22 protein-coding genes are annotated in these 21,101 nt (G+C 70.5%); 14 read left to right on the top strand and 8 right to left on the bottom strand.

Features of this window, described 5'->3' with window-relative positions; genetic code table 11:
- The first annotated feature begins 3 nt into the window (after positions 1 to 3).
- From JOE48_RS11000 to JOE48_RS10990, 3 genes are all read left to right on the top strand, one after another.
- Positions 4 to 345, top strand: coding sequence for a hypothetical protein (locus JOE48_RS11000; RefSeq protein WP_210029792.1), 342 nt, complete (start codon positions 4 to 6; stop codon positions 343 to 345).
- A gap of 70 nt (positions 346 to 415) precedes the next feature.
- Positions 416 to 937 (top strand): DUF533 domain-containing protein, encoded by a 522-nt coding sequence (locus JOE48_RS10995; protein ID WP_210029791.1) that lies wholly within the window; start codon positions 416 to 418, stop codon positions 935 to 937.
- 107 nt (positions 938 to 1,044) lie between these two features.
- Positions 1,045 to 2,109, top strand: coding sequence for an esterase (locus tag JOE48_RS10990; RefSeq protein WP_210029790.1), 1,065 nt, complete (start codon positions 1,045 to 1,047; stop codon positions 2,107 to 2,109).
- Between the two features lie 232 nt (positions 2,110 to 2,341).
- Here JOE48_RS10990 and JOE48_RS10985 read toward each other — a convergent pair whose 3' ends face one another.
- Positions 2,342 to 3,523 carry a pyridoxal phosphate-dependent aminotransferase gene (locus JOE48_RS10985; protein ID WP_210029789.1) on the bottom strand — a complete coding sequence of 394 codons (1,182 nt, stop codon included), beginning with the start codon at positions 3,521 to 3,523 and terminating at the stop codon, positions 2,342 to 2,344.
- A 23-nt stretch (positions 3,524 to 3,546) separates the two neighbouring features.
- On the bottom strand, positions 3,547 to 3,738 hold the full coding sequence (locus JOE48_RS10980; RefSeq protein ID WP_210029788.1) for a hypothetical protein: 192 nt from the start codon (positions 3,736 to 3,738) through the stop codon (positions 3,547 to 3,549).
- A gap of 176 nt (positions 3,739 to 3,914) precedes the next feature.
- Between JOE48_RS10980 and JOE48_RS10975 the strand changes: the two genes are divergently transcribed.
- Complete coding sequence (locus JOE48_RS10975) at positions 3,915 to 4,205, top strand: hypothetical protein (RefSeq protein WP_210029786.1); 291 nt, start codon at positions 3,915 to 3,917, stop codon at positions 4,203 to 4,205.
- 6 nt (positions 4,206 to 4,211) lie between these two features.
- On the opposite strand, the gene JOE48_RS10970 is transcribed toward JOE48_RS10975, so the two are convergent.
- Positions 4,212 to 5,606: an ATP-binding protein gene (locus tag JOE48_RS10970; RefSeq protein ID WP_210029784.1), complete on the bottom strand. Its 1,395-nt coding sequence runs from the start codon at positions 5,604 to 5,606 to the stop codon at positions 4,212 to 4,214.
- Positions 5,607 to 6,003: 397 nt separating this feature from the next.
- On the opposite strand from JOE48_RS10970, the gene JOE48_RS10965 reads away from it, so the two are divergent.
- From JOE48_RS10965 to JOE48_RS10950, 4 genes are read left to right on the top strand one after another with little or no spacing between them, the layout of a single operon-like run.
- Entirely contained in the window at positions 6,004 to 6,327 is a 324-nt protein-coding gene (locus JOE48_RS10965; protein WP_210029782.1) for an XdhC family protein, read from the top strand.
- On the top strand, positions 6,327 to 7,028 hold the full coding sequence (locus tag JOE48_RS10960) for an XdhC family protein (RefSeq protein ID WP_210029780.1): 702 nt from the start codon (positions 6,327 to 6,329) through the stop codon (positions 7,026 to 7,028). The genes JOE48_RS10965 and JOE48_RS10960 overlap by 1 nt, the downstream gene beginning before the upstream one ends.
- Positions 7,025 to 8,074 (top strand): molybdopterin-binding protein, encoded by a 1,050-nt coding sequence (locus JOE48_RS10955; protein ID WP_210029778.1) that lies wholly within the window; start codon positions 7,025 to 7,027, stop codon positions 8,072 to 8,074. The genes JOE48_RS10960 and JOE48_RS10955 overlap by 4 nt, the downstream gene beginning before the upstream one ends.
- The gene (locus JOE48_RS10950) at positions 8,067 to 8,672 is read left to right on the top strand and encodes an NTP transferase domain-containing protein (protein ID WP_210029777.1); all 606 of its coding nucleotides are present in this window, start codon (positions 8,067 to 8,069) and stop codon (positions 8,670 to 8,672) included. The genes JOE48_RS10955 and JOE48_RS10950 overlap by 8 nt, the downstream gene beginning before the upstream one ends.
- Before the next feature lie 4 nt (positions 8,673 to 8,676).
- Here the strand turns inward: JOE48_RS10950 and JOE48_RS10945 are convergent, their stop codons facing one another.
- A complete protein-coding gene (locus JOE48_RS10945; RefSeq protein ID WP_210029775.1) occupies positions 8,677 to 8,850 on the bottom strand; it encodes a DUF2256 domain-containing protein in 174 nt (57 codons plus the stop codon).
- A gap of 33 nt (positions 8,851 to 8,883) precedes the next feature.
- Positions 8,884 to 10,050: an OpgC family protein gene (locus JOE48_RS10940; protein WP_210029773.1), complete on the bottom strand. Its 1,167-nt coding sequence runs from the start codon at positions 10,048 to 10,050 to the stop codon at positions 8,884 to 8,886.
- A 320-nt stretch (positions 10,051 to 10,370) separates the two neighbouring features.
- On the opposite strand from JOE48_RS10940, the gene JOE48_RS10935 reads away from it, so the two are divergent.
- Positions 10,371 to 11,318: an NAD(P)-dependent oxidoreductase gene (locus JOE48_RS10935; RefSeq protein ID WP_210029771.1), complete on the top strand. Its 948-nt coding sequence runs from the start codon at positions 10,371 to 10,373 to the stop codon at positions 11,316 to 11,318.
- Between the two features lie 74 nt (positions 11,319 to 11,392).
- Here the strand turns inward: JOE48_RS10935 and ettA are convergent, their stop codons facing one another.
- The 3 genes from ettA to JOE48_RS10920 form a co-directional block, all read right to left on the bottom strand.
- The gene (gene ettA / locus JOE48_RS10930; protein ID WP_210029769.1) at positions 11,393 to 13,045 is read right to left on the bottom strand and encodes an energy-dependent translational throttle protein EttA; all 1,653 of its coding nucleotides are present in this window, start codon (positions 13,043 to 13,045) and stop codon (positions 11,393 to 11,395) included.
- Between the two features lie 183 nt (positions 13,046 to 13,228).
- The gene (locus JOE48_RS10925) at positions 13,229 to 13,534 is read right to left on the bottom strand and encodes a hypothetical protein (protein ID WP_210029768.1); all 306 of its coding nucleotides are present in this window, start codon (positions 13,532 to 13,534) and stop codon (positions 13,229 to 13,231) included.
- Positions 13,535 to 13,545: 11 nt separating this feature from the next.
- Positions 13,546 to 14,439: a DNA/RNA non-specific endonuclease gene (locus tag JOE48_RS10920; protein ID WP_210029767.1), complete on the bottom strand. Its 894-nt coding sequence runs from the start codon at positions 14,437 to 14,439 to the stop codon at positions 13,546 to 13,548.
- Positions 14,440 to 14,885: 446 nt separating this feature from the next.
- Here JOE48_RS10920 and dxs point away from each other — a divergent pair, with 446 nt between their 5' ends.
- From dxs to hpnE, 5 genes are all read left to right on the top strand, one after another.
- A complete protein-coding gene (gene dxs / locus JOE48_RS10915; RefSeq protein WP_210029766.1) occupies positions 14,886 to 16,865 on the top strand; it encodes a 1-deoxy-D-xylulose-5-phosphate synthase in 1,980 nt (659 codons plus the stop codon).
- 130 nt (positions 16,866 to 16,995) lie between these two features.
- Positions 16,996 to 18,024 (top strand): hopanoid-associated sugar epimerase, encoded by a 1,029-nt coding sequence (hpnA, locus tag JOE48_RS10910; RefSeq protein WP_210029765.1) that lies wholly within the window; start codon positions 16,996 to 16,998, stop codon positions 18,022 to 18,024.
- On the top strand, positions 18,021 to 18,917 hold the full coding sequence (gene hpnC, locus JOE48_RS10905; protein WP_210029764.1) for a squalene synthase HpnC: 897 nt from the start codon (positions 18,021 to 18,023) through the stop codon (positions 18,915 to 18,917). Before hpnA ends, hpnC begins: the two co-directional genes overlap by 4 nt.
- Complete coding sequence (gene hpnD, locus JOE48_RS10900; RefSeq protein ID WP_210029762.1) at positions 18,914 to 19,765, top strand: presqualene diphosphate synthase HpnD; 852 nt, start codon at positions 18,914 to 18,916, stop codon at positions 19,763 to 19,765. Before hpnC ends, hpnD begins: the two co-directional genes overlap by 4 nt.
- Entirely contained in the window at positions 19,765 to 21,066 is a 1,302-nt protein-coding gene (gene hpnE / locus JOE48_RS10895; RefSeq protein WP_210029760.1) for a hydroxysqualene dehydroxylase HpnE, read from the top strand. Before hpnD ends, hpnE begins: the two co-directional genes overlap by 1 nt.
- The last annotated feature ends 35 nt before the right edge of the window (positions 21,067 to 21,101 follow it).

Below are 21,101 nucleotides of genomic sequence, written 5' to 3'. Positions count from 1 at the left end.
GCCATGTTCACGCTCGAGATCGACGGCACCGCCGTTGCGGTGATCAACAGCGACGAGGCGTCCGCCAAGGACCTGTTCACCTGTGAGGGCTTCAAGGAAGACATCCGGACCATGACGAGCGAGGGCAAGCCGCTCTGGAACGGCACATCCGCGCTCAAGGTCCGGGCTGCCACCGAGGACGAGATCGAGATCTTCGAGGACGCCCTGGCGGAGGATGACGGGGAGGGAGAATTCACCGACGACGCCCGCCACGCCGACGCCGAGTCGGACGACGAGGACGAGGCCGACATCGTCTTCCTGGTGGATATCGACGAGGACGAGGACGAGGATGAAGCCGACGCCTGAGCGCGGCTGAACCCGAGGGCCTCCCGGGTGGTTTCCGATCGGATTCGGATATCACGACCGGGAGGACGGCATGGCTGACAGCAGGCGAATCGTCGACGCGCTGGTGCGCGCCAGGCGCGCCAGGCGCGGCGGGCTCGCGACGGGCGCGGCGCTCGGCGGGCTCGCGCTCATCGGCAGCCTCGCCTTCCGGGCCCTGCGGGGATCGGCTCCGCCGGAGACGGGTGGGCCCGATTTCACGAATGTCGACGAGGACGAGGCCCGGCTTATGCTGCGGGCCATGGTGGCGGCGACCACCGCCGATGGCCTGGTCGACGCCGCGGAGCGCAAGCGCCTCGACGCGGCCGTGGCCGAAGCCGGCCTCGATGCCGATGGACGGGCCTGGCTTGATCGCGAGCTCGAGAGCCCGGCCGACCTCGACGAGATCGCTGACCGCGTCGCGGGACCGGACGCAGCGGCGCGGATCTATGCGGCGGCGCGGCTCGCGATCGATCCCGACACGATCCAGGAGCGACAATTCCTGAAGATGCTCGCCGAGGCCCTGGACCTTCCGGCGGACGCCACCGCACAGGTCGAGCGCGACATCGCAGCCTGACGGCAAGCCGTTGAGCCGGCAGCCCTCCCATGACGGCCGAGCTTTGTGCTAGGCATGCGGTCGTGATGGGGTGCGGGCGGACTGCGCGCGGGGAGACGGGACATTTCATGTCAGGACTGTCAGTGCCCGCGCTGGTGCGCGCTCGGCGGATCGCCGGCGCGCTGGTCGCTGCCATGCTGATCGCGGGCGGACCCGCCCGGGCGGCTGATCCCACGCCGGGGCCGCTCACGATCGCCGAGCAGGGCAGCTTCTTCGTCGGCGGCCGCGACGTCCAAGCGGACACGCTCTCGACGCTGCCGGCCTACGCGCCCTCGGGCACGATCAGCGTCGACCAGATCTATGTCCGCTATCAGATCCCGGTGGGCGCGGGTCGGCCGCCGCTGGTCCTGATCCATGGCTGCTGCCTCACCGGCAAGACCTGGGAGACGACGCCGGACGGGCGCATGGGCTGGGACGAGTTCTTCGTCCGGCACGGTTTCCCGACCTACGTGATCGATCAGGCGTGGCGCGGGCGCTCGGCAGCGAGCCCGGTGCAGATCAACGCGGTGAAGACCGGCCGGGCCGATCCGAATGCCCTGCCCACCGTCTTCTCGGCCGGGCGCGAACCGGCTTGGGCGATCTTCCGGTTCGGTCCGGAATACCCGAAGGTGTTCCCGGACATGCAATTCCCCCTGGAGGCGCAGGGCGAGTTCTGGAAGCAGATGGTCCCCGATTGGTCGGCGGCGCTGCCGGTGCCGAACCCGACCGTTCCGGCCCTCTCGGAACTCGCCAAGCGCCTCAAGGGCGCAGTGCTAATCTCGCACTCGCAGTCGGGGATCTACCCGTTCCAGACCGCCGCCCTCGACCGCTCCGGGATCCGCGCCCTCGTGGCCATCGAGCCCGCGGCGTGCCCGGACCCGGCCAAGGACGACTTGGCCCCCTACAAGGATCTGCCGATCCTCGTCCTGTTCGGCGACTACGTCGATGCTTCGCCGCGCTGGGCGCCCCGACTCAAGCAGTGTCGCGGCTTCGTGGCTGCGGCGAACGCGGCCGGCGGCCGGGCCGAGCTGATCCTGCTGCCGGAGATCGGCATCCACGGCAATTCGCACATGCTGATGCAGGACAAGAACAGCCTGGACATCGCCGACTGGCTCTCCGGCTGGATCGACAAGCGCGCGCCGGGCAAGTCGTGAGGGGCGCAAACCGGCCGCGCTGACCGCACCGGCGTCCGTCTGAAAGCTTCGATCGACGCATCCCTCGTCGTCACCACGAGCGAAGCGAAGTCACCCGGGGTAGACCGAGATCGGCGGTCGGCGCGCTGACTGGATTGCGTCTCTGCGCACGCAAGGACGGCCGCGTCGATACCAACAGCCGGGACGATCTCCACGCGCCTCAGCCGATGGTCGGTGACGGGGGGGTGTCCTCTCAGCCCGGCTTGCGCGCGCTGAGGAACGTGCCCATCCGCTCCAGCGCGCGGCGGATGTTCTCCGCCGAGTTGGCGTAGGACAGGCGGATATGGCCTTCGCCGTGGACGCCGAAATCCGGGCCGCCGATCACGGCGACGCCCGCCTCCTCCAGCAGGGTCGAGGCCAGGGCCTTCGCCTTCCAGCCGGTCCGGGAGATGTTCGGGAAGGCGTAGAACGCACCCTTCGGGGCGATGCACGACACGTCCGGCAGGCCGTTCAGGCCGTCCACCACGATCGCCCGGCGCCGGTCGAACTCGGCGACCATCGCGGCCACGCAATCCTGCGGTCCGTCGAGCGCGGCGATCCCAGCCCACTGCGTCGCCGCGTTCACGCAGGAATGCGCGTTGACCGCAAGCTTGCGCGCGGCGTCGTAGAGCGGCTTCGGCCAGACGGACCAGCCGAGCCGCCAGCCGGTCATCGCGTAGGTCTTCGACGCCCCGTCGAGATAGATCAGCCGGTCGCGGATCTCTTCGTACTTCAGCAGCGAGTGATGCTGCGCGCCGTCATACGTCATCGTGCCGTAGATCTCGTCCGACAGCACCGCCACGTCGGGGTGATCGGCCAGACCCTTCACCAGGGCATCGATCTCGGCCTTCGGAGTCACGCCGCCGGTGGGGTTGGCGGGTGAGTTGACGATCAGCAGGCGGGTCTTCGGCGTAATCAGCGCCAGGGTCTCGGCCGCCGAGAAGGCGAAGCCGTTCTCCTCTCGGATCGGCACCGGGACCGGGGTCGCGCCGGTGAACTCGATCATCGAGCGGTAGATCGGGAATCCGGGGTCCGGATACAGGATCTCGGTCCCCGGCGCGCCGAACATCAGGATCGCCATGAACATGGTGACCTTGCCGCCCGGCACGATCATCACGGAATCCGGCGAGACTTCGACGTCGTGGCGCCGGTGGATGTCGCGGGCCACCGCCTCGCGCAAGCCCGGAATGCCCACCGCCGGCGTGTAGCCGTGGTGGCCGTCGCGCAGGGCCTTGATGCCGGCCTCGACCACGTGGGCGGGCGTCGGCATGTCCGGCTGGCCGATGCCGAGATTGATCACGTCGCGGCCCTGGGACGCCAGGGCCTGTGCGCGGGCGAGCACCGCGAAGGCATTCTCCTCGCCGATGCGCGAGAAGGCCGGGACCACGTGCAGCATCGCGCCCTCCGGGCCGGGTAAGATCAGTGCTTGGCGCGCTCGGACAGCTTCATCGCGCCGAACGACATCGCCCCCGCGATCGCGCCGAGGATCACGAAGGTCTTCACCGACGCGTAGAACAGGTCCGGATTGATGCCCTCATCCGTGTAGAGCACGAGGCCGATCGCGGCGAGCGGCAGGGAGAGCAGGATGAAGAGGGGGACGAGCGGGTTCATGTTCGACACTCAGATCCGGCGCGCGGTGATCCGCGGCTCATAGGCAGCGCGCCTGCATATCACCCCGCCGCGCAGCTTGGGACCCCACAGGCCGCAGTTTTTCTCCGGACCGGCCGGACGCAAACCGATACGCAATCATTCGGCCTGATACTGCCTATCCGAGAGGAAAAAACCGTATGGGCAGGTCTTCGGTTACTTGGAACGGGAAGGGACCCGAGACGGCCCCGGTGGACCTTCTCGCGCTCCACATCGGCAAGCTCCTGCGTCATCCGGCCTACCGACGCGCGAGCATCGTCAGTCCGCTGCTGCTGCGCCACCTGCCGCACGGTTCGGGCTACGACTGGAACGGCGAGGCGGCCCTCCGCGTGCGTCTGCGTCACGCCGCCCTCGACCAGGCGAGCCTCGACCATCTCCTCCGGAACGTCCAGGACGAGTTCCTGCGCCTGCGCCGGCCCGCCGACGCCTGAACCGGCTCAGGCCGGGACCCGGACGGTGGCCCGCAGGCCGCCGAGCGGGCTGTCCTGCAGGGTGATGTCGCCGCCATGGGCGCGGGCGATGTCGCGGGCGATGGCCAGCCCGAGTCCGGACCCGCCGGCATCCTGGCGGGCATCGTCGAGCCGCACGAACGGCTTGAACACCGCCTCGCGGCTCTCGGGCGGGATGCCCGGTCCGTCATCGTCGATCGAGACGAAGAAGGCGCGCGCCTCCAGGCGTCCGGAGATCGCCACCGTCTCGGCATAGCGGGCCGCGTTGGCCGCGAGGTTGAACAGGCAACGCCGGAAGGCGCCCGCCCGCACGGTGATCTCGGGCGCCCCGATGAGATCGACGGCGGACACGTGCGCGCCGAGGCGCTCCACGTCGGACCGCAGATCCTCCAGCAGGGCGCGCATGTCGGTGGGCGTCGCGGGTTCGGCCGAATCGCCCCGCGCGAAGGCGAGATAGCCCTCCAGCATCCGGCTCATCTCGTCGACGTCGCGGCTGAGATCCTCGATCTCGCTGGACTGCTCGAACAGCGCCAGGGAGAGGCGGAACCGCGTCAGGATGGTGCGCAGGTCGTGGCTGACGCCGTTCAGCATCGTGGTGCGCTGTTCCATCGCCCGCTCGATGCGCCGTTTCATCTCGATGAAGGCGTGGCCGGCCTGACGCACCTCGCGGGCGCCGCGCGGCCGGAACTCGATCTCCCGGCCCTTGCCGAAGCCCTCCGCCACGGCGGCCAGCCGTAGGATCGGCTTGATCTGGTTGCGCAGGAACAGGATCGCGACGCCGAGCAGGACCAGCGAGGAGCCGATCATCCACACGAGGAAGATATGCGAATTCGACGCGTAGGCCTGGCTGCGCCGGGCCGTGATGCGCATCACCCCGTCGGGGATCGCCACCCGGATCTCGATCAAGTTCGAGCGGCCGACCGTGTCGATCCAGAACGGGCGCCGGATCTGACGCTTGATCTCGTCGGACAGCGCCTCGTCCAGGATCGAGAAGAACGGCCGCGGGCCCGGCGGCGGCAGCTTGGCGCCCTTGAGGATGTCGAGGTCGAGGTTCAGCCGCTCGCCCGCGATCCGCGAGAGGGTGTCGGCATCCTTGTCCTGCGGATAGCTCTCGTAGATGTCGATCAGCGCGGCGACGTCCGCGGTCACGGCCGCGGACAGGCGCTTGGTGACCAGCTGCCAGTGCCGCTCCATGAAGGTGTAGGCGATCACCGACTGGAGCAGGACGACGGGCGCGATGATGATGATCAGCGAGCGGGCGTAGAGACCCTTCGGCAACACGTCGCCGATCGCCCGGCTGAGGCGCTTCCAGAGCCGGTGCGGGCCTGAGCGCGGGGGATCCTTCCGCACTGCGCGCGCGAGGGCGGGATCGGGGGCGTTCATGGAACTGGGCGGTGGGGGTCCGGCGGTGAGGCTATAATGATCACGGATCTCTTGTTTAGACGAAGCGACGAGATCCGCGCATCCCCCTGCCCCCTCTGCGGGGGAGGGGGATCTCGCAGCCTCCGGCACGGCTTGTCTTGCCGCGGCCCACGGGCTGCGGTCGCGCCATGGCGAAGCCATACGCCGTCGTCCCGATCCGGTGGCTTGGGTTGGATAGGCCGAACACGTCTCGGGATACCACCTGCGCGAAAGGTTGTGGCGTCAGAGTATGGCCGCGCGCCGCCGTCCGCCATCATTTCCTGACACGCGCTTTCGCAGGCGGGCTTCTTGCGCGGCGGCGCCCGGGCCATACCTGAGGGGTGCGGGGGGCGCCCGCCGGCCGAAGGTCTTCGAGGCCATGCTCAGCACCGATACCGACATCCTCACCGCCGCCGATTCCTGGCGGCGCGACGGCCGCGCCGTGGCGCTGGCCACCGTCATCGAAACCTGGGGCTCGGCCCCGCGGCCCGTAGGCAGCCACCTCGTGGTCGATGGCGAAGGCAATTTCCTGGGTTCCGTCTCGGGCGGCTGCGTCGAGGGCGCGGTCATCACCGAGGCGATCGAGGTGATCGAGGCCGGGGCGCCGCGCGTCCTGGAATTCGGCGTCGCCGACGAGACCGCGTGGCGGGCCGGCCTGTCCTGCGGCGGCCGGATCCGGGTCTTTGTCGAGCGGATCGACTGATGCGCAGCGATCTCCTGTCCGAGCTCAACGCCGAGCGGGCGGCACGCCGGGCCGCGATCCTCGTCACCGACATCGCCGATGGCGCGCAGCGCCTCGTGCGCGAGGAACAGGTCGCCGCCGATCCGCTCGGCGCGGTGCTGGCCAAGCATCTCGCCTCCGGAAAGAGCGGCCTCGTCGAAGCCGACGGACGGACTTTGTTCCTCACTGTGCAGGTTCCGCCGGTGCGGCTCGTGGTGGTCGGCGCCGTCCACATCTCGCAGGCGATGGCGCCGATGGCAGCGGGCCTGGACCTCGCGCTCACGGTGATCGACCCACGCACGGCCTTCGCGACGCCCGAGCGCTTCCCGGGGATCGCGCTCGTGGCCGAGTGGCCGGATGCCGCGTTCGGGCAGAGCGTGCCACCGCTCGACCGCTACAGCGCGCTCGCGGCCCTCACCCACGACCCCAAGATCGACGATCCGGCCCTGAAGGCGGCGCTGATGGCCGAGTGCTTCTACGTGGGCGCGCTCGGCTCGCGGAAGACCCATGCGGCCCGCGTCGCGCGGCTCACCGAAGCCGGGTTCTCGCCCGAGCAGATCGGCCGGATCCGGGCGCCGATCGGTCTCCCGCTCGGAGCGGTCAGCCCCGCCGAGATCGCGCTCGCCGTGCTGGCCGAGATCGTGGCGGCCCTGCGCCGCGCACCCCGACCGGAGGCTGCGTGAGGTTCGGTCCGGTCCCGGTCGCGGAGGCGGCCGGGCTGATCAGCGCCCATTCCGTCCGGCGCGAGGGCATCACCCTGCGCAAGGGGGCGGTGATCGCCTCCGATACGGCGGCGTCCCTGGCGCGGGCCGGCCTGTCGGAGATCGTCGCGGCTACCCTGGAGCCCGGCGATGTCGGGGAGGACGCGGCCGCCGCCCGTCTGGCCACGCATCTCGCGGGTGCGAATCTGCGCGTCGAGCCGCCCTTCACCGGCCGCTGCAACCTCTTCGCCGAGACCGCCGGGGTGCTGATCCTGGATCCCGCGCAGATCGACGCCGTGAACGCGGTGGACGAGGCCGTCACGGTGGCGACACTGCCGCGCTTCAAGCCGGTCGTCGCCGGCGAGATGATCGCGACCGTGAAGATCATCCCCTACGCGGTGCCGGGCGCGGTGCTGGATCGCGTCGGCGCGGCGGCCGCGGGCGGCGCGTTGGCGGTCGCGCCCTATCGCCGGCGGCGCGTGGGCGTGGTCTCGACCCGCCTGCCCAGCCTCAAGGAGACGACGATCGACAAGACCCTCCGGGTGCTGGCCGAGCGCCTCGTCCCGGCAGGAGCCGAGATCGTCACCGAGACCCGGGTGCCGCACGCGGCCGAGGCCGTCGCCGCATCACTTGCGGAAGCGATCGATCGCGCCGGGGCCGACCTCGTGGTGGTGTTCGGCGCCTCGGCCATCGCCGACCGGCGCGACGTCATCCCGACCGGGATCGCGGCGGCGGGCGGCCGGGTCGAGCATCTCGGGATGCCGGTCGATCCGGGCAACCTGCTCCTGATCGGCCGCCGGGGCGACGTGCCGATGATCGGCGCGCCGGGCTGCGCGCGCTCGCCCAAGGAGAACGGCTTCGACTGGATCCTGCACCGCCTGCTGGCCGACTTGCCCGTCAGCCGCGCCGACATCGTCGCGCTCGGGGTCGGCGGGCTTCTCATGGAGATCGTCTCGCGCCCGCAACCCCGCGCCGGCGGCGAGACCGCCGGAGAGGAGGCGGAAGTGGATCCGGCCGTGCATGAGTGAGATCGGCGCTGAGATCGGCACGGTCCTGCTCGCCGCGGGTCTCGGCAGCCGCTTCGGCCCGGAGCCGAAGCTGCTCGCGCCCCTCGACGGCAAGCCGCTGGTGCGCCATGCGGCCGAGGCCGCCCTGGGGGCCCGGCCGCGTCCGGTGGTGGTCGTGCTGGGCGCGCACGCGGAGGCCGTGCGGGCCGCCCTCGACGGGCTCGACCTGATCGGCATCGAGAATCCGGATTACCGCGCCGGTCTCGCCAGCTCGCTGCGGGCCGGTCTCGCGGCTTTGCCGGGGACCTGTACCGCCGCCGTGGTGGTGCTGGGCGACATGCCCCGCGTCACCGCTGCCCATATCGACCGCCTCGCGGCGGCCTTCACGGGCGCCCGGGACGAGCCGGCCGCCGTGGTCCCGGTCCAGGGCGGACGGCGCGGCAATCCAGTGCTTCTCAACCTGCGCCGGCTCGGTCCCGCGATCACCCGCCTCGTCGGCGACCATGGCGCCGGGCCGCTCCTGAAGGGGCGGACCGACGTGCTGGAGATCCCCGGCGACCCGGGCACCGCCCTCGACATCGACACGCCCTCGGGGCTCAGCGCCCTGCGGGGCGGTTGAGCCGTCACCCTTCCGCCGCGTCGCGCTTGCGCGCCGTCCTGGCCTCGGCCCGGCATCGGTCGGAGCAGTAGCGGACTTCGTCCCAGACGCGCTCCCATTTCTTGCGCCACGCGAAGGGCCGGCCGCATTGCGCGCAGACCTTTTCCGGGAGGTCGCCCTTGCGGCGCATTGGCGGCATCGTTGCTCCTCCGGGCCTGGGTCCTGCCGGCCCTTACCGACGGGGCGGCTTCGAATCCGCCGATCTGCGGAGCCGGGCATCCAGGAAGCTCGCCAAGCCCAGCATGAGTGCCAGCCCGCCGAGATTGACGGCGACCTGCAGCGGCCATGTGGCGTCGAAGGTGCGGTACAGGATGCGGCCGATGAGCGCCGCCAGGCAGCCGGCCGCGAAGACCTCCAGCGAATGCCGGCCGCAGGCATCGATCAGCCGGAAGTGGCGCCACCGGCTGGCGCGCAGCGCGGCAGGGGCGCTGAACAGCAGGTAGCTGAGCGCCAGGATGTTGAGCAGGCGCAAGGGGCCGACATGGCTCTTGTCCGGCGCGTCGATCGCCAGCGGCCTCAGGTCCGGCAGGCCCCAATCGATCCACGACCCTCCCTGGAACAGGGCAAAGACCAGATAGGCACAGGCTGCGGAAGCGGCCCAGCCCCGCCAGGGCAGCAGGCCGTCGCGGGCGCGGACAGCAAGGGCCAGGGCAGCCCCGATCACGAAAAGGAACTGCCATGCGAACGGGTTGAAATACCATCCGTCATCGGCTGCGGCGTTCGGCAGGTTCAGCTGGTGATCGAGGTTGGCGGCGAGCCACAGGGCGCCCGACAGCGCCAGGACACCCCAGACCGCGTGCCGCATCCCGAGATAGATCAGCGGGAACAGAGCCAGCAGCAGGATGTAGAGCGGCAGGATGTCGAGGTAATTCGGCAGCGCGTTCAGCATGAGACCGCGCAGCAGGCCCGGCAGGAGCCCCATCTGAAGCAGCGGCGCGACGCCGAATCGCGGCGTCAGGCCGGTGAGGTCCATCCAGATCCGGACGATCACGAGCGTCGCGAGCAGGAGCCCCGCCTGGAACAGGTAGATGCGGAGGCAGCGCCGCAGGATGCGCGCGACCGTCGTCCGGATGCCGGCGCGGCGGAACAACCCGCCATAGGCGATCATCGAGGAGTAGCCGGCCAGGAGCACGAAGATCTCGGCGGCATCCGAGAAGCCGAAATTGTGCAGCGTGAACAGGGCCGGCGCGTTGCGCGGAATGTGGTCGAGGAAGATCGTCAGCAGCGCGAGACCGCGCACCACGTCGACCCGCGCGTCGCGGGCCGGCTTGGCGGGTCGCGGTCCGGTTCTGGGCCGTTCGGCGGCGGCTGGCCGCTCAAGATCGTCGGTGATTGCCACGCGGCCCATCTTCGCGCCGAATTCGCCGGCCGGCGTCAGTTCTCGCCGGCCGCACTGCAACATAGCGCGTACACGCGCAACCGCTGCACGAGACTGCGCCGATCACGCGTCTTTGTTCCGTTAGGGACAACAGCCCGGCCGACCGCGAGCGCGGCTCCGCAGTGTAACAGCCCGATCTGCGTGTGTGGCAGGGCGGCGCGAAGCTGGGCGGCGGCGATCGACCGCTCGCCGCATCCGCTCTCGCATCACGTCCGCACCCGCTATAGAGGCGGCGGACCGATCCGGGCTTGGGTCGTCCACGCCGTCCAGGGGCCGGATCCATGCGCGTCCTCGTCACCGGAGCCGGAGATTATCTCGGCCGCCGCCTGCTCGAAGCGCTGCGGCTGGGGCTGCCGGCCGGCAGCCCGATCCTCGGGATCGACCGGGCCGCACAGCCGCCGCTCGACGGCGTGACCTTTTTGGAGGTCGACCCGTTCGAGGCCAGCCGGCTCACGCAGGCGGTTGCAGCCTTCGATCCGGACATCGTCTTCCATCTCGCGGCCCTGGCCTCGGTGGCGCAGTCGAGCGAGACGCCGTCCTATGCCTGGCGGGCGGATCTGCTCGGGACCTTGAACCTCGCCGAGGCGGTGGCCCGGACCAATGCGGCCCTCGTGTTCCTGAGCTCGACCGTGGTCTACGGGGAGGCGTTCCGGATCCATCCGCGCCCGGACGAGGGCGTGACGCCAAGGCCCGACACCATCTCCGGGCGGACCAAGAACGCGTGCGAGTACATCCTGCGCGACGTGCTCGCCCGTGCCGGCGTGAAGCATCTCGTGCTGCGGCCGTCGAACTATATCGGCCCCGGTCAGAGCGAGACCTTCGTGGTGGCGTCCTTCGCCGCGCAGATCGCCCGCATCGAGCGGGGGCTGGCGGAGGCGAGCCTGGACGTCGGCGACCTCTCGGCCGCGCGGGACTTCTTCGACATCGCCGACTTCGCTGCGGCGTGCCTGCGGGTCATCGAGCGGATCGACGACCTGCCCGAAGGCGCCATCTTCAACGTCGGATCGGGGGTGATCACGTCGGTCGCCGAGATCCTCGACGCGCTCCGCACGATGACGGAGGCGACCTTCACGGTCCGGGCAACGCCCGATCGGGTCCGGCCGCAGGGCGTGCGCAGCGAGGGCTGCGACCCCACGGCGTTCGCGCGGCTCACCGGATGGCGGCCCGCTCTTCCGCTCACACAAAGCCTCGCGGTGATGCTGGCCGAAGCGCGATCACGCCTCGACTGATCACGCCCGGATGAAGGAGGCCGTGCGACCCGCTCCCGCGCGGCCCTGCGGGCGGGAGCGGGTTCCGGCGGCGCTCAGCGCGAGAAGCGCTTGTACTTGATCTTCTTGGGCATGATCGAATCCGCCCCGAGGCGGCGGACCTTGTCGGCCTCGTAGTCGGAGAAGTTGCCCTCGAACCACTCGACGTGGCTGTCGCCCTCGAAGGCGAGGATGTGGGTGGCGATGCGGTTCAGGAACCAGCGATCGTGGCTGATGATCACCGCGCAGCCGGCGTAATCCTCCAGCGCGTCCTCGAGGGCGCGCAGGGTCTCCATGTCGAGGTCGTTGGTCGGCTCGTCGAGGAGCAGCACGTTGGCGCCGCCCTTCAGGGTCCGGGCGAGGTGCACCCGGTTGCGCTCGCCGCCGGAGAGGGTGCCGACCTTCTTCTGCTGGTCGGGGCCCTTGAACGCAAAGGCCGCGCAATAGGCGCGCGAATTGATCTCGCGCTTGTTGAAATAGATGATGTCGTTGCCGCCCGAGACTTCCTGCCAGACCGTGGCGTTCGGATCGAGGGCGTCGCGCGACTGGTCGACGTAGCCGAGCTTCACGGTCTCGCCGACATCGATCTTGCCGCTGTCGGGCTTCTCCTGGCCGGTGATCATCTTGAACAGGGTGGTCTTGCCGGCGCCGTTCGGGCCGATCACGCCGACGATGCCGCCCGGCGGCAGCTTGAACGACAGGTCCTCGATCAGCAGCCGGTCGCCGAACGCCTTGCTGAGGTGCTCGAACTCGATGACGTTGTTGCCGAGCCGCTCGTCGATCGGGATGACGATCTGCGCGGAGGCATCGACCTTGTTGTTCTGCTTGGCGACCAGCTCCTCGTAGCGGGTGATGCGCGCCTTCGACTTGGACTGGCGGGCCTTCGGCGAGGCGGCGATCCACTCCTGCTCACGGGCGATGGAGCGCTGGCGGACCATGTCCTCGCGGCCCTCCTGCTCGAGGCGCTTCTGCTTCTGCACCAGCCACGCCGAGTAGTTGCCCTCGTACGGGATGCCCTTGCCGCGATCGAGCTCCAGGATCCAGCTCGTGACGTTGTCGAGGAAGTACCGGTCGTGGGTCACGATCAGGATCGCGCCGGGGTACTGGCGCAGGTGGCCTTCCAGCCAGTTCACCGTCTCGGCGTCGAGGTGGTTGGTCGGCTCGTCGAGGAGCAGCAGCTCCGGCTCCCACAGGAGCAGGCGGCACAGCGCGATTCGGCGGCGCTCGCCGCCCGACAGGGTGGCGACCGGCTGCTCGTCGCTGGGGCAGCCCAGGGCCTCCATGGCCTGATCGACCTTGGAATCGAGTTCCCAGAGACCCAGGGACTCGATCCGGTCCTGGAGCTCGGTCATCTCGTCGGCGGTCTCCTCCGAGTAGTTCATGGCGAGCTCGTTGTAGCGGTCGAGCATGGCCTGCTTCTCGGCGACGCCCTCCATCACGTTCTCGCGGACGGACTTGTTCGGATCGAGCTGGGGCTCCTGCGGCAGGTAGCCGACGCGCGCGCCCTGGGCGACCCAGCCGTCGCCGGTGAAGTCCTTGTCGAGGCCGGCCATGATCTTGAGCAGCGTCGACTTGCCCGAGCCGTTGATGCCGAGCACACCGATCTTGGCATCGGGGTAGAAGGACAGGTTGACGCTATCCAGGACCTTCTTGCCGCCGGTATAGGCCTTGGTCAGGCCCCGCATGTGGTAGATGAATTCGCGAGCCATCGCGGACCGTCCTCGGCGTGGTGTGCGGGAATGCGCAATGCGTGCCAGCGGCACGGGCCAGGTGCGGGGCGTCTGCACCCGTCCTGTACGCGCGTTCTCCAAGATATAGAATGACGCTGCCCGAGTATCAGCCCCGCCGGGCAGCGGCAAGGTTGCCGCTGGAAGGCTCCTCGATTGGGATGGTCAGGCGAACGGATTGCGGACCGATGTCGGCGCCGCGTCGGGGCTGTCCGCGACCGCCTCCGGCAGGTCGCCGGTTTCCAGCGCCTTCACGATCGCCGCCAGGGTCTCCCTCAGGTGCTTGGCCTGCGCGAGGCCCGCCTTGTCCCGCGTGAGGTCGATCGATCCGTGCACGGCGATTCGATCTTTGCCGTTCTCGAACGACAGGGCGCCGACGCTGCGCACGGTGGCGTCGTCGGCGAAGGGCTCGAACCTGTCCTGGCCGCTGTCGCCGGTTTCGGGCCGGCTGCCGTGCCTGTCCTGTGCCATGGATGCTCCCGTCAGAAGATCGCGCGCAGGAGATCGTGCACGAGCCTGCGCAGCACGCGATAGCCCTCGCGCCGGAGCCAGTCCGGCCACGTCTCCTCCCGTCGCGGGCGGTGCTCGTCCGAGCGGGCGCTGGCGTGGGGATCGGGCAGGATCATCGCGGTAGTCCGGACCGCGGCCGGAAGGCTCGGGAACACGTCGATCCCCGAGTCCCGGTTCAGTTCGTCGATCGAGACCGCGCCCCAATCCTTCGACGCGTCGTTGGGCGCGAGGTAGGCCCCGGCCTGCCCGCTCGCCGGATCGTAGAGCGCCTTGAACAGCCGGGTCGGAACCAGCACGCCGCCCCTGATCTGCTGCACCGCGTCGCCGGAGAAGATCACGCCGGTCACCACGAAGATCGACCCGCGCCGGCTCGCCACGCGACGGACGCTCTCCTCGATGTCGGCCCAGAGGCCGCGGTTCAGCATCCGGTTCTGGGGCACGATATTGGCGAGGCTGAACGATTCGGCCTGGGCCCGCAGGGTCGGCATGTCGCCCGCCGGCGCCAGATGGCCCCGGTCGAAGCCGCTGCGGACGTAATCCTCCAGCGACGCCCGCTGGTTCTCCGGAAGCCGTGCCTCCTCGTGGAAGGAATCGTCCCGCACCACCGTCCGCGCTTCCGCCACGCTCGCGCGGGTGAGATGCTCGGCCGAATAGAGCGGCGTGCGCGCCATCCCGGAATGGAGCACCGCGAACGCCTCGAAGCACAGGGGCACCGTCTGCGCGGCGAGCTTCGGATTGGTGAGCACGGGCGCCCGGCCATCGGCGAAAAGCCCCGGGCAGGCCTCGTCGGCGGGGGCCGGCGCGGCGCCGAGGGCCGCCACAGCCACGATCGCGGCACAGAATACCCTGCGCCGCCTCACCAGCATACCCGCACCCGGCGCGATCCCTCCGGGGTCGGGCGATACCGCCACGCGCAGGGGCGGCCCAGGTTGCCGACGAAGGGTCGCGCATCGCGGTCCGGGCCTCCTGGGGCCGCCCGCGTCGGACAATCGCCCAGGAAGTTGCACAGGAAGTCGAGATTGCCGTCCGGGGGCCGCGGCTCGGCGTAAGCTTGGCTGCTTCCGGTAATCGCGAGCGTGAGCAGGATTGTGCACAGACGAGCCGGGCTCAAAGGCGGACCTCTTGTGGCGGTAAGGGCACGTGACTGGAAAAAACGCCGGCCCGACATTGATCGCGCCGCCAATCATCCGTAACTGGCACTATCATGACAGCGACGGACGGGTGGGTTCTAGCATGAACGCGTACCCCCGCGTGCTGGCGTCGCGGTTGCCTCGGGCTCGCGACGGGGCCGTCGCCACACTCGAACGAGCGGATGCGACCATTGGCGATATCACCTGAGCAATCGGCGTTGCTGGATCGTGTCCCGAATCCTGCGGCGTTGCGCGGGCTTCCGGAATCGGATCTGCCGGCTGTGGCGGACGCGGTGCGCGCCGAGATGATCGACGCGGTGTCGATCACCGGCGGGCATCTCGGCTCGGGGCTCGGCGTGGTCGAGCTCACCGTCGCGCTGCACCACGTGTTCGACACGCCCGACGACCGCATCGTCTGGGACGTCGGCCACCAGTGCTACCCGCACAAGATCCTCACCGAGCGCCGCGACCGCATCCGTACGCTGCGCCAGGGCGGCGGCCTGTCGGGCTTCACCAAGCGGTCCGAGAGCGTCTACGACCCCTTCGGCGCGGCGCATTCCTCGACGTCGATCTCGGCCGCGCTCGGCATGGCGGTCGCCCGCGACCTCGACAACGCCACCGCCAAGCAGAAGGGCGGCGCCCTGAAGCGCCGCAACGCCATCGCGGTGATCGGCGACGGCTCGATGTCGGCCGGCATGGCCTACGAGGCGCTCAACAACGCCGGCGCCCTGCACTCGCGCCTGATCGTCATCCTCAACGACAACGACATGTCGATCGCGCCCCCCGTCGGCGCCATGTCGGCCTACCTCGCCCGGCTCGCCTCGGGCGGCGCCTACCAGTCCCTGCGCGAGACCGCCAAGCAGCTCGGCAAGCTCCTGCCCAAGGCGCTCTACCAGCGCGCGGCCGCGGCCGAGGAATATGCCCGCTCCCTGGTGGTGGGCGGCGGCACCATGTTCGAGGAGATGGGCTTCCACTATGTCGGCCCGGTCGACGGGCACAACCTCGACCACCTGCTGCCGGTGCTCAAGAACGTCCGCGACGCCGAGCACGGCCCGATCCTGCTGCACGTGGTCACCCGCAAGGGCAAGGGCTACGCCCCGGCCGAGGCCAGCGCCGACCGCTACCACGGCGTGGTCAAGTTCGACGTGGTCTCGGGGGTCCAGGCCAAGGCCAAGCCGAACGCGCCGGCCTACACGCGGGTGTTCGGCGAGAGCCTGATCAAGGCGGCCGATGCCGACGACAAGGTCGTGGCGATCACCGCGGCGATGCCGGGCGGGACCGGCATCGACCTGTTCGGCAAGGCGCATCCGGACAAGACCTTCGACGTCGGCATCGCCGAGCAGCACGCGGTGACGTTCGCGGGCGGCCTGGCGACGGAGGGCTACCGGCCGTTCGTGGCGATCTACTCGACCTTCCTGCAGCGGGCCTACGATCAGGTCGTGCACGACGTGGCGCTGCAGAACCTGCCCGTGCGGTTCTGCATGGACCGGGCGGGCCTGGTCGGCGCCGACGGGGCGACGCATGCGGGCGCGTTCGACCTCGCCTACCTGTGCTGCCTGCCGAACATGACCGTGATGGCGGCGTCCGACGAGGCCGAGCTGGTCCACATGGTGGCCACCGCGCACGCGCATGATTCGGGGCCGATCGCGCTGCGCTACCCGCGCGGCGAGGGGGTCGGCATCGAGCTTCCGGAGCGGGGCGAGGTCCTGGCCGTCGGCAAGGGCCGGGTGGTGCGCCGGGACGCGGAGGCGCGGGTGGCGATCCTGTCGCTCGGCACGCGTCTGGCGGAGGCGCTGAAGGCGGCGGACACGCTGTCCGAGCAGGGCGTTGCCGTGACGGTGGCGGATGCGCGCTTCGCCAAGCCGCTGGACGCGGCGCTGATCCTGGAGCTGGCGCGGGACCACGAGGTCCTGATCACGATCGAGGAGGGCTCGCGGGGCGGGTTCGGCGCGATGGTGCTGCATCTCCTCTCGGAGCGGGGCGCGCTGGATGCGGGCCGGGTCCGGGTGCGGACGATGACGCTGCCGGACAGCTACCAGGACCACGACAGCCCGGAGAAGATGTACGCCGAGGCCGGCCTCGACGCGCAGACCATCGTCCGGACCGCCCTCGACACCCTGCCGGAGCGCAAGGACAGCCGTTCGCGCCTGCGGCTGGCCTGAAACCCGGCATCAGCCACGCGGTGCGGGCATGCCGCCGCATCGCTTGCCGCCCCGGCGGTTCGATGACACAAGCGCGGCGCGGCTGGGGATCCCCGGCCGCACTGGTTTTCGGTAATCCTCCAGATCCGTGATGGCAGAGGCCACAACCCCCGGCTCTTCCGAGGTCGGACCCGTGCTGATCACCGGCGCGAGCGGCTTTCTCGGATCCGCCCTGGTCGACGTGTTCCGCCGGGCCGGCTTCCCGGTGCGCATCCTCGTGCGCGCCTCGAGCCCGCGCCGGAACCTCACCTGGACCGATGTCGAGATCGCCGAGGGCGACATGCGCGACCCGGCCGCCGTGGCGGCGGCGATGCGCGGCCAGCGCTACCTGATCCACGCCGCGGCCGATTACCGGCTCTGGGCGCCGGACATGGAAGAGATCGTTCGCACCAACCGCGACGGCACGCGCCTGATGATGCGGGCGGCCCTCGACGCCGGGGTGGAGCGGGTCGTCTACACGTCGAGCGTCGCGACCATCAAGCCGCCGGCCGACGGCGTCACGCCCTCCGACGAGACCATGCCGCTGACGCCCGAGACCGCCATCGGCGCCTACAAGCGCAGCAAGGTCGTGGCCGAGCGCGTGGTCGAGGAGATGGTCGCCCGGGACGGTCTCAAGGCGGTGATCGTCAACCCGTCGACGCCGATCGGCCCCCGCGACGTCAAGCCGACGCCCACCGGTCGGATCATCCAGGAGGCCGCGCTCGGCAAGATGCCGGCTTTCGTCGATACCGGGCTCAACCTCGCTCATGTCGACGACGTGGCCCACGGCCACCTGCTGGCGCTCCGCAACGGGCGGATCGGCGAGCGCTACATCCTCGGTGGCGAGGACGTGTTCCTGTCGCAGATGCTCGCCGACATCGCCGGCATGGTCGGCCGCAAGCCGCCGACCGTGAACCTGCCCCGGGCGGCGGTCTACCCGGTGGCGTTCTTCGCGCAGCTCGCCGCCCGGGTCACCGGCAAGCAGCCCTTCGCGACGATCGACGGGATCCGCATGTCGCGCTACCGGATGTTTTTCTCGGACAGGAAGGCGCGCGCCGAACTCGGCTACACGGCACGGCCCTACCGCGAGGGGCTGTCCGACGCGATCACGTGGTTCCGCGAAGCGGGATACCTCGCATGAGCAGCCTCGATTCCGCGACCGCGACGCGTTCCGGCAAGGGCCACCGCGACGAGAACTTTCCCGTCGCCTCGCACCTGATCCATCCCCGCCACCGGGGCGCGATCCTGGCGTTCTACAACTTCGTCCGCGCCGGCGACGACGTCGCCGACCATGCCGCGCTGTCGCCCGAGCGCAAGATCGAGATGCTGGATCGCCTCGCCGATTCGCTCACCGGCGCCGGCCCGTCCGATCCCGAGGCGGAGCCGCTGAAGCGCGAGCTCGCCGCTCGGAAACTGCCCCCGCGCCATGCCCTGGAGCTGCTCGACGCGTTCCGGATGGATGCGCGCAAGAGCCGCTATGCCGACTGGGATGCGCTGATCCACTATTGCCGTTACTCGGCCATGCCGGTCGGCCGCTTCGTCCTCGACATCCACGGCGAGGACCCGGCCCGGGTCTGGGGGCCGTCCGACGCGATCTGCGCGGCGCTCCAGATCATCAATCACCTGCAGGATTGCGGCAAGGATTTCGCCGGTCTCGACCGGGTCTACATCCCGCAGGACGCCCTCGACCGCCACGGCGCCACGATCGCGATGCTCGGCGAGGCCGAGGCGCCGCCGCAGCTGCGGGCCGTGATCCGGGAGCTGGCGCAGAAATGCCTGGACCTCCTCGACGAGGGCGCGGTCCTGCCGGACCTGATCGACGATTTGCGCCTGTCCCTGGAGATCGCCGCGATCCACCGGCTCGCCGTGGTGCTGGCCAAGGGCCTGACCGAGCGCGACCCGCTCTCCGAGACAGTCCATCACGGCAAGGCCGCCTTCGCCCTCACGGCGCTCGGCGGCGTCGCCGCCACCCTGGCCCGCCGGCCCTTCCGGGGTCGGATTGTCCGGGCCGCCGCTCAAGGAAGCCGTTCGTGAGCGCCACCGCGACTCCCGCGCCCGCCGAGCAGGGCGCCGCCCCGGCGCTCCCGGCCGCCGGCTCCTCCTTCTACACGGCCATGCGCCTGCTGCCGAAGGAGCGGCGGGAGGCGATGTACGCCGTCTACGCCTTCTGCCGTGCCGTCGACGACGTCGCCGATGATGGCGGCACCCGCGCCGTCCGGCAGGTCGAGCTCGACCGCTGGCGGGCCGACATCGACGCGCTCTATGCCGGCCGGCCGGCGCCACGGGTCCGCGACCTCGTCGAGCCGGTGCGCCGCTTCGGCCTGAAGCGCGAGGATTTCCAGGCGGTCATCGACGGCATGGCCATGGACGCCGTGGAGGACATCGTCGCCCCCGACGCCGACACCCTCGACCTCTATTGCGACCGGGTCGCCAGCGCGGTCGGCCGGCTGTCGGTGCGGATCTTCGGCATGCCGGAGGCGGACGGCATCCGGCTCGCCTGGCACCAGGGCCGGGCGCTCCAGCTCACCAACATCCTCCGGGATATCGACGAGGATGCCGAGCGCGGCCGCCTCTACCTGCCCCGCGAGAAGCTCCAGGCGATCGGGCTCGCCGACCCGACCCCGGTCGAGGCGATCCGCCACCCGCGCATCGGCGAGGTCTGCCTCTCCCTCGCCCGCGAGGCCGAGGAGCATTACCAGGCGACCTGGGAGATCATCCGGCGCAGCCCGCGCAAGGCGACCAAGGCCGCGCGGCTGATGGCGGCAGCCTATCACCTCTACCTCAAGGCGGTCCTCGAACGCGGCTGGGCGATGCCCCGCGCCCGGGTCAAACCCGGCAAGCTGGCGCTCCTCGGCGTCGTCCTCCGGCATGGCCTGATCTGATGGGAACCGTCCACGTCGTCGGCGCCGGCTTGGCCGGCCTGTCCGCCGCTGTCGCGCTGGCCGAGTCCGGCGCCCAGGTCGTGCTGCACGAGGCCGCCAAGCAGGCCGGCGGGCGCTGCCGCTCGTACTACGATCCGGCACTCGGCCTGACGATCGACAACGGCAACCACCTGCTGCTCTCCGGCAATGCCGACGCGCTGGGCTTCCTCAAGACAATCGGCGCGCCCGCCGACGCCCTCGTCGGCCCGGACGCGGCGGAGTTCGACTTCGCCGACCTGAAGACCGGCGAGCGCTGGCGCCTGCGCCCCAATGCCGGACGGCTGCCCTGGTGGGTGATGAGCCCGTCGCGCCGCGTTCCCGGAACCCGGGCGCGCGACTACCTCGCCCCGCTCGGGATCCTGCGCGCCGCCTCCGGCAAGCCGGAGGGCGCGGGCGGCACGATCGGCGCCCACATGGCCTGCGAGGGCGACCTCTACCGCCGGCTGTGGCACCCGGTGCTGCTCGCCGCGCTCAACACCGAGCCGCGGGACAGCGATGTCGGGCTGGCCGCCCGGATCCTGCGCGAGACCCTCGGCGCGGGCGGCAAGGCGTGCCGTCCCCTGGTGGCGGTGGAGGGCCTGTCGTACGCGTTCGTCGATCCGGCCGTGCGCTACCTCTCGGCCCGCGGCTGCCAGATGCGCCTGGGCCGGCGCCTGCGCGGCCTCGACATCGCCGACGGCCGCGTCGCGCAGCTCCAGTTCTCCGACGGCGCCGAGGCGATCGGACCGGAAGACGGGATCGTGCTCGCGCTGCCGCCCTGGGTCGCCCGCGAGGTGTTGCCCGGTCTCCTCGCCCCGGTGGAATTCCGCTCCATCGTGAACGCGCATTTCGCGCTCGCGCCGAAGCCCGGCAGCCCGCTCGTTCTCGGCGTCGTCAACGCCCTCACGGAGTGGCTTTTCGCTTATCCGGACCGCTATTCGGTAACGATCAGCGGTGCAGACCGGCTGCTCGACGTGCCCCGGGAAGACCTTGCGCGCCAGATCTGGGCCGAGATCGCACACTTGTGCAAACTTGCACCGGAACTGCCCAGCTGGCAGATCGTAAAAGAGAAGCGTGCGACCTTCGCGGCGACGCCGGCGGAAGCCGCGCGGCGCTCGGGGGCCGAAACCGCCTACGACAATCTCGTCCTGGCAGGCGATTGGACAGCCACAGGCCTGCCGTCGACGATCGAGGGAGCGATTCGCTCGGGCAAGACGGCCGCGCGTGCCCTGCGCGCGGGTTTTGTCGTGCGTGCCGGAAGCGGCATGCGCGGCGCAGCTTGAGGCATGCGCGTCCGCCGCGAGGCGGCCGCTCGAGG

It is taken from the genome of Methylobacterium sp. PvR107 (genome assembly GCF_017833295.1).
Lineage (GTDB): Bacteria > Pseudomonadota > Alphaproteobacteria > Rhizobiales > Beijerinckiaceae > Methylobacterium.
The sequence above is the reverse complement of the archived record's forward strand: the minus strand, read 5'-3'. Positions and strand labels throughout refer to the sequence as shown.

What these genes read in the sequence shown, in the direction of transcription:
- JOE48_RS10990 (WP_210029790.1), top strand. Translation starts at nt 1,045, where the DNA reads ATGTCAGGACTGTCAGTGCCCGCGCTGGTGCGCGCTCGGCGGATCGCC.
- JOE48_RS10980 (WP_210029788.1), bottom strand. Translation starts at nt 3,738, where the DNA reads ATGAACCCGCTCGTCCCCCTCTTCATCCTGCTCTCCCTGCCGCTCGCC.
- JOE48_RS10960 (WP_210029780.1), top strand. Translation starts at nt 6,327, where the DNA reads ATGCGCAGCGATCTCCTGTCCGAGCTCAACGCCGAGCGGGCGGCACGC.
- JOE48_RS10920 (WP_210029767.1), bottom strand. Translation starts at nt 14,439, where the DNA reads ATGCTGGTGAGGCGGCGCAGGGTATTCTGTGCCGCGATCGTGGCTGTG.
- JOE48_RS10965 (WP_210029782.1), top strand. Translation starts at nt 6,004, where the DNA reads ATGCTCAGCACCGATACCGACATCCTCACCGCCGCCGATTCCTGGCGG.
- JOE48_RS11000 (WP_210029792.1), top strand. Translation starts at nt 4, where the DNA reads ATGTTCACGCTCGAGATCGACGGCACCGCCGTTGCGGTGATCAACAGC.
- JOE48_RS10925 (WP_210029768.1), bottom strand. Translation starts at nt 13,534, where the DNA reads ATGGCACAGGACAGGCACGGCAGCCGGCCCGAAACCGGCGACAGCGGC.
- hpnA (WP_210029765.1), top strand. Translation starts at nt 16,996, where the DNA reads ATGGCAGAGGCCACAACCCCCGGCTCTTCCGAGGTCGGACCCGTGCTG.
- hpnE (WP_210029760.1), top strand. Translation starts at nt 19,765, where the DNA reads ATGGGAACCGTCCACGTCGTCGGCGCCGGCTTGGCCGGCCTGTCCGCC.
- hpnC (WP_210029764.1), top strand. Translation starts at nt 18,021, where the DNA reads ATGAGCAGCCTCGATTCCGCGACCGCGACGCGTTCCGGCAAGGGCCAC.
- JOE48_RS10935 (WP_210029771.1), top strand. Translation starts at nt 10,371, where the DNA reads ATGCGCGTCCTCGTCACCGGAGCCGGAGATTATCTCGGCCGCCGCCTG.
- JOE48_RS10950 (WP_210029777.1), top strand. Translation starts at nt 8,067, where the DNA reads ATGAGTGAGATCGGCGCTGAGATCGGCACGGTCCTGCTCGCCGCGGGT.
- JOE48_RS10975 (WP_210029786.1), top strand. Translation starts at nt 3,915, where the DNA reads ATGGGCAGGTCTTCGGTTACTTGGAACGGGAAGGGACCCGAGACGGCC.
- JOE48_RS10985 (WP_210029789.1), bottom strand. Translation starts at nt 3,523, where the DNA reads ATGCTGCACGTGGTCCCGGCCTTCTCGCGCATCGGCGAGGAGAATGCC.
- JOE48_RS10995 (WP_210029791.1), top strand. Translation starts at nt 416, where the DNA reads ATGGCTGACAGCAGGCGAATCGTCGACGCGCTGGTGCGCGCCAGGCGC.
- JOE48_RS10945 (WP_210029775.1), bottom strand. Translation starts at nt 8,850, where the DNA reads ATGCCGCCAATGCGCCGCAAGGGCGACCTCCCGGAAAAGGTCTGCGCG.
- dxs (WP_210029766.1), top strand. Translation starts at nt 14,886, where the DNA reads ATGCGACCATTGGCGATATCACCTGAGCAATCGGCGTTGCTGGATCGT.
- JOE48_RS10970 (WP_210029784.1), bottom strand. Translation starts at nt 5,606, where the DNA reads ATGAACGCCCCCGATCCCGCCCTCGCGCGCGCAGTGCGGAAGGATCCC.
- ettA (WP_210029769.1), bottom strand. Translation starts at nt 13,045, where the DNA reads ATGGCTCGCGAATTCATCTACCACATGCGGGGCCTGACCAAGGCCTAT.